This is a genomic window from Zhenhengia yiwuensis (genome assembly GCF_014384995.1).
Lineage (GTDB): Bacteria > Bacillota > Clostridia > Lachnospirales > Cellulosilyticaceae > Zhenhengia > Zhenhengia yiwuensis.
Genome location: NZ_JACRSY010000020.1, coordinates 53,203 through 70,484, shown reverse-complemented (window position 1 = coordinate 70,484; position 17,282 = coordinate 53,203). Strand labels below are relative to the sequence as shown.

The window sequence follows — 17,282 nt, the reverse complement described above, 5'->3', positions numbered from 1 at the left end:
AGGAAGACCACTTTTACGACACTCCATAATACGTGATGTCCAAAGATTTATTTTTTCTTGACTGGTCTTTCTCAATAAGAGTACCTCCTTATTTCAAATAGAGTTAGAGTAAAAGACTCCAAAACAATGAATGTCTTGGAGTAATTATCTCATTAATAAGGAAGTATGGAAATATACTCAGTTATTAACCGCTTACCTTTTTGGGGATAATTCAAAAATATGGGATTAGAGATCATAAATCAGTAAAAAAGAACATGGTTTGACTAATGAAGGAACTATCTGCTAAATCAGGCATTCCTTTGGGGAAATTAAGCAAAATAACTTCTGGTATTACTAAAGACCCTAAACTAGAAACACTCAAAGCCATAGCAAAAGTTTTAAATTGTTCATTAGATAATTTTGATGATGGAACAAATTCATCATTACTAACAAATCAAGATAAAATTCATTTAATAGAACCACATTGTCAACTAAATCTTCATGGTAAACGATTAGTTAATGCTTTAATAGCTTTTGAACTATCCCAAAACCTTAAATAATAGGGCTTTATTTTTTTTACTAAAAATGTTAAACTACCTTCAAAGGAGTTGATATAGTGGAAAATGAATTATTACAACAAGTTTTACAAGAACTTACATCACTTCGTACAGATATTAAAAATGTACACAATAATATTCAGTCATTAGAACTTAAAGTAGATAACGGTTTCTCTAATGTTGATAAAAAGTTGAATGAATTAGCTAAAGATATTTCTCATGTTATTTCAGATGACGTTTCTCAAGCTATCTCTAGTCAACTACGTGATATTCGAACTGAAATATCTATTATCAAGTCATCTGTTGGTGAACATGAATTAGACCTTAAATATTTCAAAAAAGTAACCATCCCTACCTTTAACAGCCCTAGATCCTAGGGCTGTTTTCTTTCCCACCTATCACAAACATACGTTCTTTCTAAAAGTAAAAAATAAAACGAGCTTTTGATAGCTTTTCGTAGTGTTCTGTGGTTACACTCTGTTTGTGCTTCTAGCTTGTTAATCCTTAAGGTATACTACTATTCATACAAAATAGAAGAAACAATAACTTTAATAATAATATATATTCCAACTATTAAACAGACTGAGTTGACTGAAAAAATTACTATAGTTAAATCATCTATAAGCCAATATCTATCAGGCAAGGTTATTCCTAAACTAGATAAAATTTATTTAATGGTAAAAACTTTAGGCATTAATGAAGCATGGCTCATGGGGCATGATATTGAAATGCCTAGAGCTGCTAGCAATTATAGCCAAACTTCCCCCTCCATTATTCAGCCCAAAAAGGAACTACTTACTAAATATAAAGCACTAGATCAAAAGGATAATATATAGTGTCTACTATATTAAAAATGGATTACAATCGTTGTACTAATGATTATTTAATACCAGTGGCTACTCATGCTGATAACAAGGATGACTTAAATTTACTTACACAAGTCTTAAACGAATTGTAATATTTGCTTTTAAGGGGATTTTTTTAGGTTACGAAAGATTACTAAATTATACATATAAGAATGGCGTTGGAGTAACAGAAAAATATTTTAAAGTCAACAGCTACACTAATGGACTTTGTAAAGTAAATAAAATTGGAATAAATAAAAGGCTATTCACCTCTTTAGCAAAGAAATGTGTGTTAGCGGAAGCTATCGACCATAAAGTTAGGACTAGATATGATGTTGAATTAGAGAAAACTAAAGAGACTGTTTGTTCTTGGTTATATAGCATCTTTTTAACAATACTCATAGATCTGTTTCTGATGGAACATTTGACTGCTACATGAATTTATATAATAAACATATCATACCTTCTACTTTAGGGAAAATAATAATTTCACAAGTAAACCCAAATCCATGTACAAGATTTCTTTAATAATACAGATAGCTCTGCTAGTGGACAAAGTATACTGAGCTATTTGTTAAAACAGGCTTTTGATTTTGCTATTAAGAATAATTTATTAATGTATTGCCGCCAACTAGATACAAGCTATTTTTAAGATAGTTCTTTCTACTGGTTATGCGTCTTAAAGAATTTTTCACTCTAAAATGAAATAACATAAATTTTGATAAGGATACAATCTTAGTCTACGAATCCTATAGACGTACAGCCAAATATAATACTAATGGTATAAGTGAAAGCATAGTAATCGTACCATCCCCATCTCTAATAGCTTAAAGCCCCCTTTAGTTGCACATCAACAAAACTCTTCTTCTAAGTATGTATTCCCTTCATCTACTGGCCTATCGTATGATGTCAGAAAATATCCTCCGCATTCAAACAGCATTATGTAAGAAAGCCTGTATCCCCTATAAAAACTTTCATGCTTGATGTTATACATACGCAACTAGGCTTATTGAAAATGATGTTAACATTAAAACTATATCTGAATTACTTGGACATGCTGATGTCAATATTACATTATCAACATATGTACATCGAACCGATGACAGTAAGAAGGATGCTGTAAATAGTTTAGAAAATTTATTTACAGTAAATTTACTGTAAATCGCAGAAAATCCCAATGGCTGATTCACTCAAACCATTGGGATTATTACCTTTATAAAGCTGTTAACCAAGTCTATACGCCGGGTTCTGTATTTGATAGTCATCTATCTCGACCTATAGTTACCTATAAGGCTCTAGCAACCTACCTAAGACGTGACGAGCAGCCACATATGTCTTTATCCGGTCTTGCTCCAGGTGGGGTTTACATGGCTTTCTAGGTCACCCTAGAAACGGTGAGCTCTTACCTCACCTTTCCACCCTTTCCTATTGCATGCAATAGGTGGTTTATTTCTGTTGCACTTTCCTTAGAGTCGCCTCCACTGGGGGTTACCCAGCACCTTTGCTCTGTGGAGCCCGGACGTTCCTCATCTGCGACCTTTCGGTACTTGCAGACGCGACCATCTGACTTACTTAACAACCTCATTACTTTACCATAAACTTTTACAGATGTCAACTAGTGGAAGCAACTACCTCCTACAAATTCACGTATAATAGAATTATAAGGTATACCTTCCGTACCTGCCGCAAGGAAATATTCTAAGAATTTCAGTAGCCTTTTAGCTTCACTATAGTAAGGAGACCTTCTATCAATACCAAACAAAAGTGGTTCAGCTTTATTTTTAAGAACTGCCAGTTCATATAGTAAAACAGTATTAAACATTACATCTGCTTCTTCTTGGAATGGGAAAATATTTTTATTTTCTCCCCTTCTTACAGAAGCCCACTGAGCAAGCGTCTGCTCGGCACTTAATCCTCTATACTGATAATCTCTTACCATACGACGAATAAGCCTTGTATCTGTTGTTGGAATACGATTATGATAATCTACATTAAGCTGAGTCAAACAGCTCACATAAACTTTAAATTTATTTTCTTTTGGTATAGCATAACTTAATTTTTCATTTAAGCCGTGAATCCCCTCTATAACTAACACATCTTCCTCTTCTAATGTAATAGTATGCCCTTTGTACTCTCTTTTCCCTGTCTTAAAATTAAAACGAGGAATCTCTACAGTTTCACCTGCAATGAGCCTTGCCATATGTTCATTAAAAAGTTTAATATCTATAGCTTCTAAGGCTTCAAAATCATACTCTCCATACTCATCTCTCGGGGTATTCTCACGGTCAACAAAATAGTCATCAATTGAAATCACGTGAGGTTTTAAACCATTTACTCTAAGCTGTATGCATAGCCTTTGTGCAAAAGTTGTTTTCCCTGAAGAAGATGGTCCTGCAATGAGTACAAGCCTCACCTTAGAGTGCTTGGAAATACTATCTGCAATCTGGGCTATTTTCTTCTCATGTAAAGCTTCTGAAACACGTATAAGATCTGGCAATTTACCTTCTGTAATAAGGTTATTTAAAGAGGCCACAATATCGACATCTAAAATACGTGCCCAGTTCTCAGACTCTTTAAAAACATGAGAAAGCTTAGGTTGTGGAACAAAATGAGCAAGTTCAACTGGATTTTGTTCATTTGGGAATAACAAAATAAATCCATGTGCATAAGGAATGAGTTTGAACAAGCGTACTTCTTTTGTATTAGGCATCATATATCCATAAAAATAATTTTTAATACCATCTAACTCATACAAATTCACTGTAGAGGTACGTCTATATTTAAAGAGCGCTTCTTTATCCGGCATATCTAACGCTTTAAACTGTCTAAGCGCTTCATCTACGGATAAAGTAGACTTCTGAATAGAAAGTTCCTTCTCCACTAAACTATGCATATAATCTTCAATAACCTGTAAATGCTCTGATGTACATTCAAGATGTTTGTCAAATTCACAAAAATATCCTCCAGCTATGTGGTGATTAACCAGTACGGTTGTACTTGGAAAGCATTTTTGCACCGCTACAATTAACAAAAAGGTAGATGTACGCTGATAAATACGCATACCATCCTTCTCTGTAAGATCTACAAAACTTACCTCTTCTAGAGGCTCCTCTATAGTACTACAGAGTTCCCTAAGTACATTACCAACTCTTGCACAGACTATAGGTGATGTATGCTTTACCTGTAACTGTTCAATAAGTTGCATAAATGTAGTACCTTTTAAAACCTGTACTACCTTACCATCTTTTAAATTTACACTTACTTGCTCACTCATAGGTTCTACCCCCTTTAATTAAGCTTATAAAGTTTGAAATGTCTCACCATCTACATTGGAACATACTATTTTCATATTTTTAAACTGTTTACTTAAATAACTCTCAATAATAGGCATAGCGATATTTTCTGAAGCATAGTGCCCTACATCTACTACAACAAGCCCTTTACTTAAGGCCTCTTGCGCCTGATGAAAGGAAACATCCCCCGTAATATAAAGGTCTGCCTGAGTAGCTGCTATACCTATAAAAGAACCACCACTACCTGAACAGAGCGCTACTTTAGAAATCATTTTATCCTCCTTAGCTACAAGTCGTACATAAGGAATCCCGAAAACCTGTTTAAGCTTACTTATAAAATCACTTACTTTTATAGGATCACACATTCCTACACGTCCAATCCCTTCATAATGCTCTATATTCTCTAAATTATAAAGATCATAGGCAACCTCTTCATAAGGATGAACACGCTTAATAATGTCCATAAGCTCTTGTACCTGACTTGGCTCAACCATACATTCAAGCTTAATTTCTTTAACTGCCTCAAGTTGATTCGTTTTACCTAAATAAGGATTGCTTCCCTCTAAAGGCATAAAAGTTCCAATACCTTCTGCTCCGAATGTACATCCTATATAATTCCCTATTGTAGCTTTATTACACTTTACTATAGCTTGACGTACTGCTTCATAATGTGATTGTGGTACATAGACCACTAGCTTTTGTAATTTATAAGATGATGTAATCTGTAAAGGTTTAATAGCTTTAAGCCCTATTTGATGCGCTAAGTAATCATTAATACCTCCTGTGGCTACATCAAAATTGGTATGCATTGAAAAAACTGCAAGGTCATGTTTAATAAGTTTATAAAGTATCTGCCCCATTGGTGTATCATAATCAATACTGTTTATGGGCTTAAAAAATAAAGGATGGTGTGTCACAATAAGTTGGGCACCTATATTTATAGCTTCATCAATAACTTCTAAATTTAAATCCAGTGCACAAAGTACTTTTTGAACAGGTGCTTTTTTAGAACCCACCATAAGCCCTATACTATCCCAAGATTCTGCAAGATGTGGTGGTGCAAAAGCATTTAGGGCCTCTACTACTTGTTTTATTGTATACATGTAATAGCCTCCCTATATAAAGCATATTCTTTTTCAAGTTGTGCTATACGCTCTTTAATTTGTTCTGTCTGGGTATCCTTTAGCTGCTCTATAATTTTTTTATAGCCGGCTCCTTTATAATTAAGCCATGACTTATAAAGTTCACTAGCATGTTCAAGTAAATATTTACCATATACATACTCACATTCTTTTTCATATTTTTCTACGCCTGGTACTGCAACAATGATTGTATAATACTTGCCATCTTCTTCAAGGAATGTCTCTTGTTCTATTTTAAATCCAATCTCATGTATATATTTTCTAATTTCTGTTAAATTATTCTGAGGTTGAAGGATAATTTTTTTCATCCCCTTTACAAGTTCTAAATCATTTTCTAGAATATCATGTATAAGGTATCCACCCATACCTGCTATAATTACCACATCTATCTGATCTTCTTTACAAAGCGTACTAAGACCTCCTCCTTGTCTGGTTTCTATACCTGTTACCTGATATTTAGCCATATTACGTTTTGCACTTTCAAGTGGTCCTTTATTAATATCACTTGCTATACAGTAAGATACTTGATTTTGTAATCTAAGATAGATAGGAATATACCCATGGTCCGTTCCTATATCAGCTATTCTCATATTATTCGGCACAAGGTTTGCGATTGCACCAAGTCTTTTTGATAATTGCACATTAACACCTCTTTGTCATTCATTATTATGTCATAATACAAAATAGAAGTTGAACTTTCAACTCCTATTCTAAGTAATCTTTTAATTTTTTACTACGACTTGGATGTCTGAGTTTGCGTAAGGCCTTAGCTTCAATTTGTCTAATACGTTCTCTCGTTACATTGAATTCTTTACCTACTTCTTCAAGTGTACGTGCTCTTCCATCATCTAATCCAAATCTTAATCTTAACACTTTTTGCTCACGTTCTGTAAGTGTATCAAGTACTTCTATAAGCTGTTCCTTAAGCAAGGTAAAAGCTGCCGCCTCTGCTGGTACAGGTACATCATCATCCGGTATAAAGTCACCTAAATGACTATCTTCTTCTTCACCTATAGGTGTTTCTAGTGAAACAGGCTCTTGAGAAATTTTCATAATTTCTCTTACCTTACTTACTGGCATTTCCATAGCTTTAGCAATTTCTTCCGGTACAGGGTCTCGTCCTAATTCTTGAAGAAGTTGTCTCGATACTCGCATCAGTCTGTTAATCGTCTCTACCATATGCACTGGAATACGAATTGTACGTGCTTGGTCAGCAATAGCACGTGTAATAGCTTGTCTGATCCACCATGTGGCATATGTACTAAACTTATATCCTTTACGATAATCAAACTTCTCTACAGCTTTTATAAGACCTAGATTCCCCTCCTGAATTAAATCTAAGAAAAGCATACCACGCCCTACATATCTTTTCGCGATGCTTACTACTAATCTAAGATTAGCTTCTGCCAACCTTTTCTTAGCCTCTTCATCACCTTCTTCCATTCTCTGAGCAAATTCAATTTCTTCTTCTGCGGATAAAAGAGGAACTTTACCAATTTCTTTTAAATACATACGAACAGGATCATCAATATTAATACCTTCTGGCAAGGTGAAGTCTATTTCTTCTTCCTCGTCTATATCACTTAAACTTCCTATGACATCAATATTCTGTGCTTCTAAATAGTCATAGATTTGTTCAATTTTTACTTGATCTAACTCTAAATCTGCAAAAGCATCTGAAATATCACTTTGTTCAAGAACTCCTTTTTTATCTTTAGCTAACATTAGAAGTTGTTCAAGTCTCGATCTAAAAGCTAATTTTCCCTTTGTTAATTCCTCTTTCACCATAATTCATCCTTTCTCCTGTCTACTATTCTAACCATTTATAAATTCAATATTCAACTTGTCTAGTGCCTTTTTACGCATTAATAACCTTTGAACTTCAGTAATATCTGATGTCATTTTTAAAGTTTTTTCAATATGAATCATATTCAAACGTTTAATAGTTTCCGTAAGCATTTTTCGGATTAAGTCATTCTCATCATAGCGCTCATCTTTTTTCATAAAAACGGTAGAGATAATTTTTTGATCTTTAATCTCTGGGTAACGATTATTAAAATAATCTATATCTACTGGTGTACTTTTTTCAATAGATTCAAAAATAGCACTTGCCAGTTCTTGTATAAGTCCTTCATCAAATAAATTAGTTCCTATATACCCTTTAATATAACCATATGCAAAAGGATAATTGTAAAGTGTACATAAAAATTCCAACTGCATAGGCAGTGTTCCTCCCCCTAAAGATTCTTGCACTTTAGGAGCTTTAACAGCCTGAATGGACTTTGCTTCACTTTGATAATATTTTTTTACCTCTGCCTGAAGGGCATCTTGATTAATTTGATATTTTTGTGAAATCTCTTCACTATAAATACTCTGCTCAATACTACTTTCAAGACTACCAATTAATTTAGCAACTTCTTGAAGGAATTTTACTTTTTCATCAGGTAATTCTAAATGATACGTACTCTCTATTTCTTTAATTCTAAACCAGATGTGACTTTCTGCTTCATCTAATAGCTTCTTCATCTCATCCGCTCCATGCTTTTTAAGAAATTCGTCTGGGTCTTTGGCGTCTGTTAACTGTAGGACTTTTACATTGATACCATTACTTCTTAAAATAGGAATAGCTCGGAGTGCGGCTTTCTTACCTGCTCCATCATTATCATACAAAATAACTACTTGCTGTGTATAACGTTTAAGAAGTTTAGCATGTCCATCTGTAAAAGCTGTACCAAGTGAAGCAACTGTCTGCGTAAAGCCAGCTACATGCATAGCAATAACATCCATATAACCCTCTACCAAAATATAATAAGGATGCTTTTCATTCCTTGCTATATGCAACCCATAGAGTGTACGGCTTTTATCAAAAAGTAGACTTTCAGGAGAATTAAGATATTTAGGTTGACCTTCTCCTAATATACGTCCTCCAAAAGCAATTACTTTTTTATTAAGATTAAAAATAGGAAACATGACACGGTCAGAAAACCTATCAAAAAGCATCCCATTTTTTTTACTTTTTAAGAAAAGTCCAGTTTCTAGAAGGTCTTCATCCTCATAACCTTCTCTTTTCATATTTTGATAAAGAATATTGTATTTAGCTGGCGCATAACCTAAGCCAAAATGTTTAATCACATCACTTGTAATACCGCGCTTATGAAAATACTCTAAAGCTTGTTCATTTTCTTTCAGTTGCAAACTATAATAATAAAACCTAGCAGCTTTTTTATAGATTTCTAAATGGAGGGCCTTTTTATTCACGCCACCATTTTGCCCTTGCATTTTTTCTGCTGCATCCAAATCAATATGGGCTCTTTCTGCTAAAAACTGTAATGCTTCTGGAAAAGTCATATTTTCTTTTTGCATGACAAAAGTAATCACATTTCCTCCTGCCCCACAACCAAAGCAATAATACATTTGTTTATCTTCGCTTACTGAAAAAGATGGTGTTTTTTCATGATGGAAAGGGCACAATCCTGTATGAGAATGCCCTTTCTTTGTTAAGGCAGTATATTCGGAAATAATAGATATAATATCGCTGCGCTGCCTAATTTCGTCAATAATCTCGTCAGAATAATACATCTAGCTTCCTCTTTTCTATCAATTTAATAAATCTTCCAAGCTGTTGGAAAGAATAATTCACCATAAGTATGAATAGCATAACGGTCTGTCATGCCTGCAATATAATCACATACCACTTGCACCTTGTCTTCACCTTGCTCCAGTTCATTAAGGTATGTCTCAGGTAGTTTGTCAGGTTTATCCATATAATATGTATATAGCTCTCTGACAACATGTTTAGCCTTTTCTTCTTGCTCTTTTGCAATAGAGCCAATATAGACTCGTTCAAATAAGAATTTACGCATTTTAAGAAAAGCTTCTCGTACTTCAGCGCTCATTAAAATGTCATTTACCCCTTCGCTTGTTTTAATAATGTCTACAATAAGGGTATTAATACGCTTTGAAGACGTATCCCCTAGAAGTTTAGTATACGCCTTAGGTAATTCATTTGACTCTAATATTTTCCCTCTTAAGGCATCATCTATATCATGATTAACATAAGCTATTTTGTCAGATAACTGCACAATTTTGCCTTCTAGCGTATGAGGATGACCTTTAGTCTGATGATTAAGTATACCATCTCTTACCTCATAAGTGAGATTTAGCCCTTTACCTTTACGTTCAATATGCTCTACAACACGCAAGCTCTGAACATTGTGTTCAAATTTATGCCCTGTTAATTCTTGAAGTACATATTCTCCAGCATGACCAAAAGGCGTGTGTCCTAAGTCATGGCCTAAAGCAATGGCTTCTACTAAGTCTTCATTTAATCTTAAGGCTCTTGCAAGCGTCCTAGAAATCTGAGCTACTTCTAATGTATGTGTAAGTCTCGTACGATAATGGTCTCCTTCAGGTGAGATAAAAACTTGTGTCTTATGTGCTAAGCGCCTAAAAGCTTTCGAGTGTAAAATACGGTCCCTATCTCTTTGGAAAGCCGTTCTTACTTCACATTCTTCTTCTATTCTTACACGTCCTTTTGAATAAGCAGCTTTTGCACTATAAGGTTGTAAATGGTCGATTTCCATTTGTTCTTGTCTTTTTCTATGACACATGTTTAAAACACCTCCTTACACTTTATATTTATACCACACCCAGCACTTATTTCCTCTTTTTTTTCCTAGATTTGTATATCTACACAAAAACCCCCACTCTAAAAGTGGGGGTTTAGGCCTAAATGACTAGGTTTATTTATTTTTAATAGCTGCTTGTGCTGCTGCTAAACGTGCAATTGGCACACGGAATGGAGAACATGAAACATAATTTAACCCTACTTTATGGCAAAATTCGATAGATGATGGATCTCCACCATGTTCACCACAGATACCAAGTTTGATATCTGAACGTATACTTCTACCTTTTTCAGCTGCCATTTGTACAAGTGCACCTACACCAGTTTGGTCAAGTCTTGCAAATGGATCTGATTCATAAACACCTTTTCCGTAGTAATCTTCTAAGAATTTACCAGCATCATCACGAGAGAAACCAAATGTCATCTGTGTTAAGTCATTTGTACCGAATGAGAAGAATTCAGCTTCCTCAGCAATTTGGTCAGCAGTTACAGCTGCACGTGGGATTTCAATCATTGTACCTACATGGTATGTAAGTGTAACATCTGCTTCGGCAATAGCTTTATCTGCTGCTGCTACAACAATATCTTTAACATATTTTAATTCTTTTACTTCACCAACAAGTGGAATCATGATTTCAGGAACAATATCATAACCTTTTTCTTGTTTCACCTGTATAGCTGCTTCAATGATAGCACGTGCTTGCATTTCAGCAATTTCTGGATAAGAAACTGCAAGACGGCATCCACGGTGACCCATCATCGGGTTGAATTCATGAAGAGATTCAACTGTAGCTTTTAAATCTTCAAATGTGATACCCATTTCACCTGCAAGTGTAGCAATATCTTCATCTGTATGTGGTAAGAATTCATGTAGTGGTGGGTCAAGAAGACGTACAGTCACTGGTCTTTCACCCATGGCTTCGTAAATACCTACAAAATCACCCTTTTGAAGAGGAAGAAGTGCATCTAATGCTTCTCTTCTTTCTGCTTCTGTTTTAGAAACAATCATCTTGCGCATTTTCATAATACGATCTTCTTCGAAGAACATATGCTCTGTACGACAAAGACCAATACCTTCTGCACCAAATTTAACTGCATTTTGTGCATCTTTTGGTGAGTCAGCATTTGTACGTACTTTAAGTGTACGGTATTTGTCTGCCCATGCCATGAAGGTTTCAAAGTCACCTGTAATTTCTGGCTCTACTGTTGCAACATCTTCACCGTAGATATTACCTGTTGATCCATCTAATGATATGTAGTCTCCTTCGTGGAATGTCATGCCGCCTAGTGAGAAGTGTTTTTCTTCTTCATTGATTTGGATTTCACCACAACCTGATACACAGCATGTTCCCATACCACGTGCAACTACTGCTGCGTGAGATGTCATACCACCACGTACTGTTAAGATACCGCGAGCTGCTGCCATACCTTCGATATCCTCTGGTGATGTTTCAAGACGAACTAAGATAACTCTTTCGCCAGCTGCACCTGCTTCTTTAGCATCTTCAGCTGTGAAGTATACTTTACCAGCTGCTGCACCTGGTGAAGCTGGAAGTGCCTTACCAATTACTTTAGCTGCTTTAAGTGCTTTTGCATCGAACATTGGGTGAAGTAATTGATCAAGTTGTTTTGGTTCTACACGAAGTACTGCTTCCTCTTCTGTAATTTGTCCTTCTGCCACTAAATCTACAGCAATTCTAAGAGCTGCTGCTGCTGTTCTTTTACCGTTACGTGTTTGTAAGAAGTAGAGTTTACCGTTTTCAACTGTAAATTCCATATCTTGCATGTCATGGTAGTGGTTTTCAAGTGTATGCGCAATATTCATGAATTCTGTATATACTTCTGGCATATCTTGTTCAAGTTGAGAAATATGGCTAGGTGTTCTAATACCCGCAACAACGTCTTCACCTTGTGCATTGATTAAGTATTCACCATAAATTGCATTTTCTCCTGTAGATGGATTTCTTGTAAAGGCAACACCTGTACCTGATGTATCTCCCATATTCCCAAATACCATCATTTGAACATTCACTGCTGTTCCCCAGCTTGATGGATAATCATTCATTCTTCTGTAAACGATAGCACGTGGATTCATCCATGAACGGAACACTGCTTTAACTGCTTCCATTAATTGAACTTCAGGATCTTGCGGGAAGTCTACACCTTTTACTTCTTTATATAAAGCTTTAAATCTAATAACCATTTCTTTTAAGTCATTTGCATCAAGTTCTGTATCAAGTTTAACACCTTTTGCTTCTTTCATCTCATCAATGATTTTTTCAAAGCGTGGTTTTGGAATTTCCATAACAACGTCTGAGAACATTTGAATGAAACGGCGGTATGAATCATAAGCAAATCTTTCATTCTCTGTTTTATTTGCAAGACCAACAACAGCTTCATCGTTAAGTCCTAAGTTTAAAACAGTATCCATCATACCTGGCATAGATACGCGAGCTCCAGAACGAACTGAAACTAATAATGGATTTGTATTGTCTCCAAATTTTTTACCTGATAATTCTTCCAAATTTACTAAACATGATTTAATTTGTGATTCAATTTCATTAGAAAGTGCTTGTCCATTATTATAGTATTCAGTACAAGCTTCTGTCGTAACGGTGAATCCCTGAGGAATTGGTAAACCTAATTGTGTCATATCTGCAAGATTGGCGCCTTTGCCCCCGAGAAGATTTTTATTTTTTGGATCTCCTTCTTTAAACATATATACCCATTTTTGGTTCATGTTATTACCCTCCTAAATTTTTCATTTGGAAATTACCTTCGAACTAGACTTGCTATCTATTCCGTTTTCGTTATCATTATATCACAATTTTTATATTTTAAAATACTATTTTAATATTTTATAATACATTTTAATATTTTAATAATTTTTATACAAAAATTAGATTAATTTTTTATAAATAAGATCTTGTTTATTAGTTTAATATTTATTACTTTTTGTATATTTATTACAATGCTTTTCTCTTGATTACATTTTAATAATATTAAAAATATTCATTCTATATAATTCTACAAAATAAAGAACCTGTATACTAAAAGTATACAGGTTCTTTATTTTAGGAATTAAAATTCCATTTTACCTTCAATATAAGCTACTAAATCTTTAATAGCGACACGTTCTTGTGTCATTGTATCACGATCTCTTACTGTTACCATTTGGTCTTCTAATGAGTCAAAATCAAATGTAATACAGAATGGTGTTCCAATTTCATCTTGTCTTCTGTAACGTTTACCAATTGAACCACTTTCATCATATTCTGCATTGAAGTGCTTAAGAAGCATTTGATAAACTTCTGTTGCTTCTGCAGATAACTTTTTAGATAATGGGAATACCGCAGCTTTTACTGGTGCTAAAGCTGGATGGAATCTGAATACTGTACGTGTATCGCCATCTTCAAGTTCTTCTTCATCATAAGCTTCACAAAGGAATGCAAGCGTTACACGGTCTGCTCCAAGTGATGGTTCAATACAATATGGCACATATTTTTCATTTGTTGTTGGGTCAAAGTATAACATATCTTCGCCAGAGTGTTCGCTATGTTTTTTAAGGTCATAGTCTGTACGAGATGCAATACCCCAAAGTTCACCCCATCCAAATGGGAATAAATACTCAATATCAGAAGTTGCATTACTGTAATGGGAAAGCTCTTCTTGGGCATGATCACGCATACGCATATTATCTGGTGTTACCCCTAAATTAAGAAGCCAGTTTTTGCAATAGCTTCTCCAGTAATCAAACCACTCAAGCTCTGTACCTGGTTTACAGAAGAATTCAAGTTCCATTTGTTCGAATTCACGTGTTCTAAAAATGAAGTTACCTGGTGTAATTTCATTTCTAAATGATTTACCAATTTGTCCAATACCAAATGGTACTTTCTTTCTACTTGTTCTTTGTACATTTTTGAAGTTTACAAAGATACCTTGTGCGGTTTCTGGTCTTAAATAAACAACATTTTTAGAATCTTCTGTTACACCTTGGAAAGTTTTGAACATAAGGTTGAATTGTCTAATATCAGTAAAGTTGTGCGCACCACATGTTGGACATGGAATTTGATTGTCTGCAATAAAGCTTTGCATTTGTTCATTACTCCAACCATCTACAACTTGGTCTTCACCTTTCTCATGAAGAAAGTCTTCAATAATTTTGTCAGAACGGAATCTTTCTTTACATTCTTTACAGTCCATAAGAGGGTCACTAAAGCCTCCTACGTGCCCTGAAGCCACCCATACTTGTGGATTCATTAAGATTGCACAGTCTACACCTACGTTATAAGCACTTTCTTGAATGAATTTTTTCCACCATGCTTTTTTAACATTATTTTTAAGTTCTACACCTAATGGGCCGTAATCCCATGTATTTGCAAGGCCACCATAAATTTCTGAACCTGGATATACAAATCCTCTTGATTTTGCTACAGCAACAACTTGTTGCATAGATTTTTCTTTCATTTTGTTACCTCCTAAAAATTGATGAAATAAAAAAACCTTTCATCTCTTGCCTATAGCAAGGGACGAAAGGTAACTTCCGCGGTTCCACCCTAATTGGATAACATGTATCCCACTTTCAATATTTCACTCCAAAGTGCCTTCATAAAACAAGTCGTAATCAGCTTTCACCCTCCTGATCTCGCTTAAACGCTCTTTATTTTACTACTCTTCTTTTTCATCGTAAAATCTAAAATTATGCATTTATGACTATAATGTAACAAAAAGAGTGGTAGCTGTCAAGTCATCTACCTTTATTCTTGCACATTCAAAATAAGATGTACTTTAGATGTATCCATTACAGTAATCTGAATAGCCCCATCTACCCACATTTCGTCTTCTAAAATACTTTTTAATACTTCCTTATCTTCAATAGGCTCTAATAACAAATGATACTCACTATCTATTTGCCATTCCACCATACTCACTTCATGCTGAGTCGTATAATCTTCTAAAAATGCTTTTGCAGCCTTTAAGTCTGTACAATTTATTTGCCAAACTTCTTCTGAAGGCATAGCACCTCTTGACTGTCTACCTACATCAGCTACTTCAGATTCGTTTTCCATAGCTATTGGTGCTACCCCATTATTATCTAGACTAACTGCCATTGGCATTGGAGCGTCTTGTATAGGTTGCTCTTGGCTAACACCACCATCTACAAGCACAAAGCCAATTAATAGTGCTGCTACTAAACCGGAGGCATAAGGCATCCACTTATAGACCTTCTTCTTAGGCTTAACCTCTTGACATAAACGTTTATGCAAATCATCATGAAAAGTTTTAGGCACTTCTACCTCTTTTATTTCATGCATAACGGATTTCATCATAAGCAGAGTCTCTAAAGTTTCTCTACATGAAAGGCAATGTTCAAGATGTTTTTCTAGTTGCTTCTTTTCATCTAATGTTAATACATCATCTACATAAAGGGATATACGTTCTTGGTAATCTTCACATTTCATAAATTGCCCTCCTTCTTTATATTATGACGAAAAAATGACTTATAAGGTTCCTTATCTTGTGTTAAAATTTGTTTCATAGCTAGACGTGCCCTTGAAAGCCTCGATTTAACAGTCCCCTTACTGATAACTAAAATATCTGCAATTTCCTCATAACTATAACCTTCTAAATCCCTTAAAAGAAGAATTTGCTTATGCTCTTCTTTTACCTCATTAAGTGCTTGAAGCATAATATCCTTTAGCGCTAACTGCTGTACATGTTCATTCATAGGATCAGCTAGTTCTTTTTCTTCTAATACCCACTCTGAATCCTCTTCTTTTGACTGCCTAAACAGAGAAATTTCCTCTTTATTTTTTCTTTTTCTTAAAAGATCAAGACATTGGTTAGTGGCAATACGATATATCCATGTACTAAACTTGGCATTTCCTTCAAAAGCATTTATTTGCCTCCATATTTTCAGACAAATTTCCTGTGCACCATCATAAGCTTCTTGTTCATCATGAAGCATACGCAAGCAAATATTATAAATAAGCTTTTCATAGCCTAAAATTAATTGTTCAAATGCATCTACATCGCCCTTTTGAGCCTTTTGAATCAGACGCTTTTCTAATCTTTCCTCCAAGAGTTCCTCTCCTTTCCGTACAAACCAATCTTTTTTATCATATCATATTTTTATTTAATTAACATTAATATTATAGTTTCATCTAGAAAAATTATACAATAAGACTTGCTTCCCCTAGAAATATATGTTATTATTATAGAGCACTTGCGGATGTGGCGGAACTGGCAGACGCAGCAGACTCAAAATCTGCCGATGGTAACATCGTAAGGGTTCGATTCCCTTTATCCGCATAATAAAAAAACCTGAAGAATATTCTTCAGGTTTTTTTATTATGCTCAATTCCCCATTTATTCTGCTTTCTTAGGTCTAAATACATCTGATAGCCCTTTTTAAGAATATACTTTTCATCAGAAAATTTAATAAGATGATAAGCCTCATGAAATTTATAGTAGCCACTATCTACAAAGTGTTCTTCTCTTTGTGGTTTACTATAAAAATTATCTGCACTCATCAAATACCAATGTACTGTCTTGCTCACCATATCTTCTTTCCCTCGGAAATGATACTGACTGGAACCAATATATCCTATAATTTTGGCATCTACACCGGCTTCTTCCTTAACTTCTCTTTTTGCCGTCATTTCATGTGTTTCACCTAATTCAACAGTTCCTTTAGGTAATACCCACCCTACATATTTATACTCTCTCTTACTCTTAAAGTCTTTATATAAGGTGAGTATTTTTCCTTTATAGATCACTACACCACCACAACTGACAGTCTGTATCATAAAGCCACCTGTCTTTCTTTTAAACTCTAG

General features: G+C 34.7%; 14 protein-coding genes, 1 tRNA gene, 1 other RNA gene, 1 pseudogene and 1 other annotated feature. Of the genes and pseudogenes, 5 read left to right on the top strand and 12 right to left on the bottom strand.

The window, feature by feature from the left end; translation table 11 throughout:
* The first annotated feature begins 266 nt into the window (after positions 1 to 266).
* The 4 genes and pseudogenes from H8718_RS12895 to H8718_RS21085 all read left to right on the top strand — a co-directional run.
* The gene (locus H8718_RS12895; RefSeq protein WP_249333210.1) at positions 267 to 539 is read left to right on the top strand and encodes a helix-turn-helix domain-containing protein; all 273 of its coding nucleotides are present in this window, start codon (positions 267 to 269) and stop codon (positions 537 to 539) included.
* A 56-nt stretch (positions 540 to 595) separates the two neighbouring features.
* Entirely contained in the window at positions 596 to 913 is a 318-nt protein-coding gene (locus H8718_RS12890) for a hypothetical protein (protein WP_177669809.1), read from the top strand.
* A gap of 66 nt (positions 914 to 979) precedes the next feature.
* A complete protein-coding gene (locus tag H8718_RS12885; RefSeq protein WP_330597700.1) occupies positions 980 to 1,372 on the top strand; it encodes a helix-turn-helix domain-containing protein in 393 nt (130 codons plus the stop codon).
* 1,011 nt (positions 1,373 to 2,383) lie between these two features.
* A pseudogene (locus H8718_RS21085) lies at positions 2,384 to 2,542 on the top strand (tyrosine-type recombinase/integrase); the annotation flags it as partial.
* 60 nt (positions 2,543 to 2,602) lie between these two features.
* On the opposite strand, the gene rnpB reads toward H8718_RS21085, so the two are convergent.
* The 11 genes from rnpB to H8718_RS12830 form a co-directional block, all read right to left on the bottom strand.
* An RNA gene (gene rnpB / locus H8718_RS12880) (RNase P RNA component class A) lies at positions 2,603 to 2,956 on the bottom strand.
* 40 nt (positions 2,957 to 2,996) lie between these two features.
* Positions 2,997 to 4,655, bottom strand: coding sequence for a nucleoside kinase (locus tag H8718_RS12875; RefSeq protein ID WP_249333208.1), 1,659 nt, complete (start codon positions 4,653 to 4,655; stop codon positions 2,997 to 2,999).
* Positions 4,656 to 4,679: 24 nt separating this feature from the next.
* A complete protein-coding gene (locus tag H8718_RS12870; protein ID WP_249333207.1) occupies positions 4,680 to 5,777 on the bottom strand; it encodes a Nif3-like dinuclear metal center hexameric protein in 1,098 nt (365 codons plus the stop codon).
* On the bottom strand, positions 5,765 to 6,457 hold the full coding sequence (locus H8718_RS12865; protein WP_177669804.1) for a tRNA (adenine(22)-N(1))-methyltransferase: 693 nt from the start codon (positions 6,455 to 6,457) through the stop codon (positions 5,765 to 5,767). Before H8718_RS12865 ends, H8718_RS12870 begins: the two co-directional genes overlap by 13 nt.
* 64 nt (positions 6,458 to 6,521) lie before the next feature.
* Positions 6,522 to 7,601 carry an RNA polymerase sigma factor RpoD gene (rpoD, locus tag H8718_RS12860; protein ID WP_330597699.1) on the bottom strand — a complete coding sequence of 360 codons (1,080 nt, stop codon included), beginning with the start codon at positions 7,599 to 7,601 and terminating at the stop codon, positions 6,522 to 6,524.
* A gap of 30 nt (positions 7,602 to 7,631) precedes the next feature.
* Entirely contained in the window at positions 7,632 to 9,395 is a 1,764-nt protein-coding gene (gene dnaG, locus H8718_RS12855) for a DNA primase (RefSeq protein WP_249333206.1), read from the bottom strand.
* Positions 9,396 to 9,418: 23 nt separating this feature from the next.
* Entirely contained in the window at positions 9,419 to 10,426 is a 1,008-nt protein-coding gene (locus H8718_RS12850) for a deoxyguanosinetriphosphate triphosphohydrolase (protein WP_249333205.1), read from the bottom strand.
* Positions 10,427 to 10,558: 132 nt separating this feature from the next.
* The gene (ppdK, locus tag H8718_RS12845) at positions 10,559 to 13,183 is read right to left on the bottom strand and encodes a pyruvate, phosphate dikinase (protein ID WP_249333204.1); all 2,625 of its coding nucleotides are present in this window, start codon (positions 13,181 to 13,183) and stop codon (positions 10,559 to 10,561) included.
* 341 nt (positions 13,184 to 13,524) lie between these two features.
* Positions 13,525 to 14,910, bottom strand: a complete 1,386-nt coding sequence (locus H8718_RS12840; RefSeq protein ID WP_177669796.1) for a glycine--tRNA ligase — start codon at positions 14,908 to 14,910, stop codon at positions 13,525 to 13,527.
* Positions 14,911 to 14,965: 55 nt separating this feature from the next.
* Positions 14,966 to 15,137, bottom strand: a binding site (T-box leader).
* 63 nt (positions 15,138 to 15,200) lie between these two features.
* Entirely contained in the window at positions 15,201 to 15,905 is a 705-nt protein-coding gene (locus H8718_RS12835; RefSeq protein WP_249333203.1) for an anti-sigma factor family protein, read from the bottom strand.
* Complete coding sequence (locus H8718_RS12830; RefSeq protein ID WP_177669792.1) at positions 15,902 to 16,525, bottom strand: RNA polymerase sigma factor; 624 nt, start codon at positions 16,523 to 16,525, stop codon at positions 15,902 to 15,904. The genes H8718_RS12835 and H8718_RS12830 overlap by 4 nt, the downstream gene beginning before the upstream one ends.
* Before the next feature lie 146 nt (positions 16,526 to 16,671).
* Here H8718_RS12830 and H8718_RS12825 point away from each other — a divergent pair.
* Positions 16,672 to 16,755, top strand: a tRNA-Leu gene (locus H8718_RS12825).
* Between the two features lie 26 nt (positions 16,756 to 16,781).
* Here the strand turns inward: H8718_RS12825 and H8718_RS12820 are convergent.
* Positions 16,782 to 17,252 (bottom strand): NUDIX hydrolase, encoded by a 471-nt coding sequence (locus H8718_RS12820; RefSeq protein WP_177669791.1) that lies wholly within the window; start codon positions 17,250 to 17,252, stop codon positions 16,782 to 16,784.
* Between the last annotated feature and the right edge of the window lie 30 nt (positions 17,253 to 17,282).

Bases quoted from the DNA above. Each gene is read 5' to 3' on its own strand.
- H8718_RS12895 (WP_249333210.1), top strand. From the start codon at position 267: ATGAAGGAACTATCTGCTAAATCAGGCATTCCTTTGGGGAAATTAAGC.
- H8718_RS12875 (WP_249333208.1), bottom strand. From the start codon at position 4,655: ATGAGTGAGCAAGTAAGTGTAAATTTAAAAGATGGTAAGGTAGTACAG.
- H8718_RS12870 (WP_249333207.1), bottom strand. From the start codon at position 5,777: ATGTATACAATAAAACAAGTAGTAGAGGCCCTAAATGCTTTTGCACCA.
- dnaG (WP_249333206.1), bottom strand. From the start codon at position 9,395: ATGTATTATTCTGACGAGATTATTGACGAAATTAGGCAGCGCAGCGAT.
- H8718_RS12850 (WP_249333205.1), bottom strand. From the start codon at position 10,426: ATGTGTCATAGAAAAAGACAAGAACAAATGGAAATCGACCATTTACAA.
- ppdK (WP_249333204.1), bottom strand. From the start codon at position 13,183: ATGAACCAAAAATGGGTATATATGTTTAAAGAAGGAGATCCAAAAAAT.
- H8718_RS12840 (WP_177669796.1), bottom strand. From the start codon at position 14,910: ATGAAAGAAAAATCTATGCAACAAGTTGTTGCTGTAGCAAAATCAAGA.
- H8718_RS12835 (WP_249333203.1), bottom strand. From the start codon at position 15,905: ATGAAATGTGAAGATTACCAAGAACGTATATCCCTTTATGTAGATGAT.
- H8718_RS12820 (WP_177669791.1), bottom strand. From the start codon at position 17,252: ATGATACAGACTGTCAGTTGTGGTGGTGTAGTGATCTATAAAGGAAAA.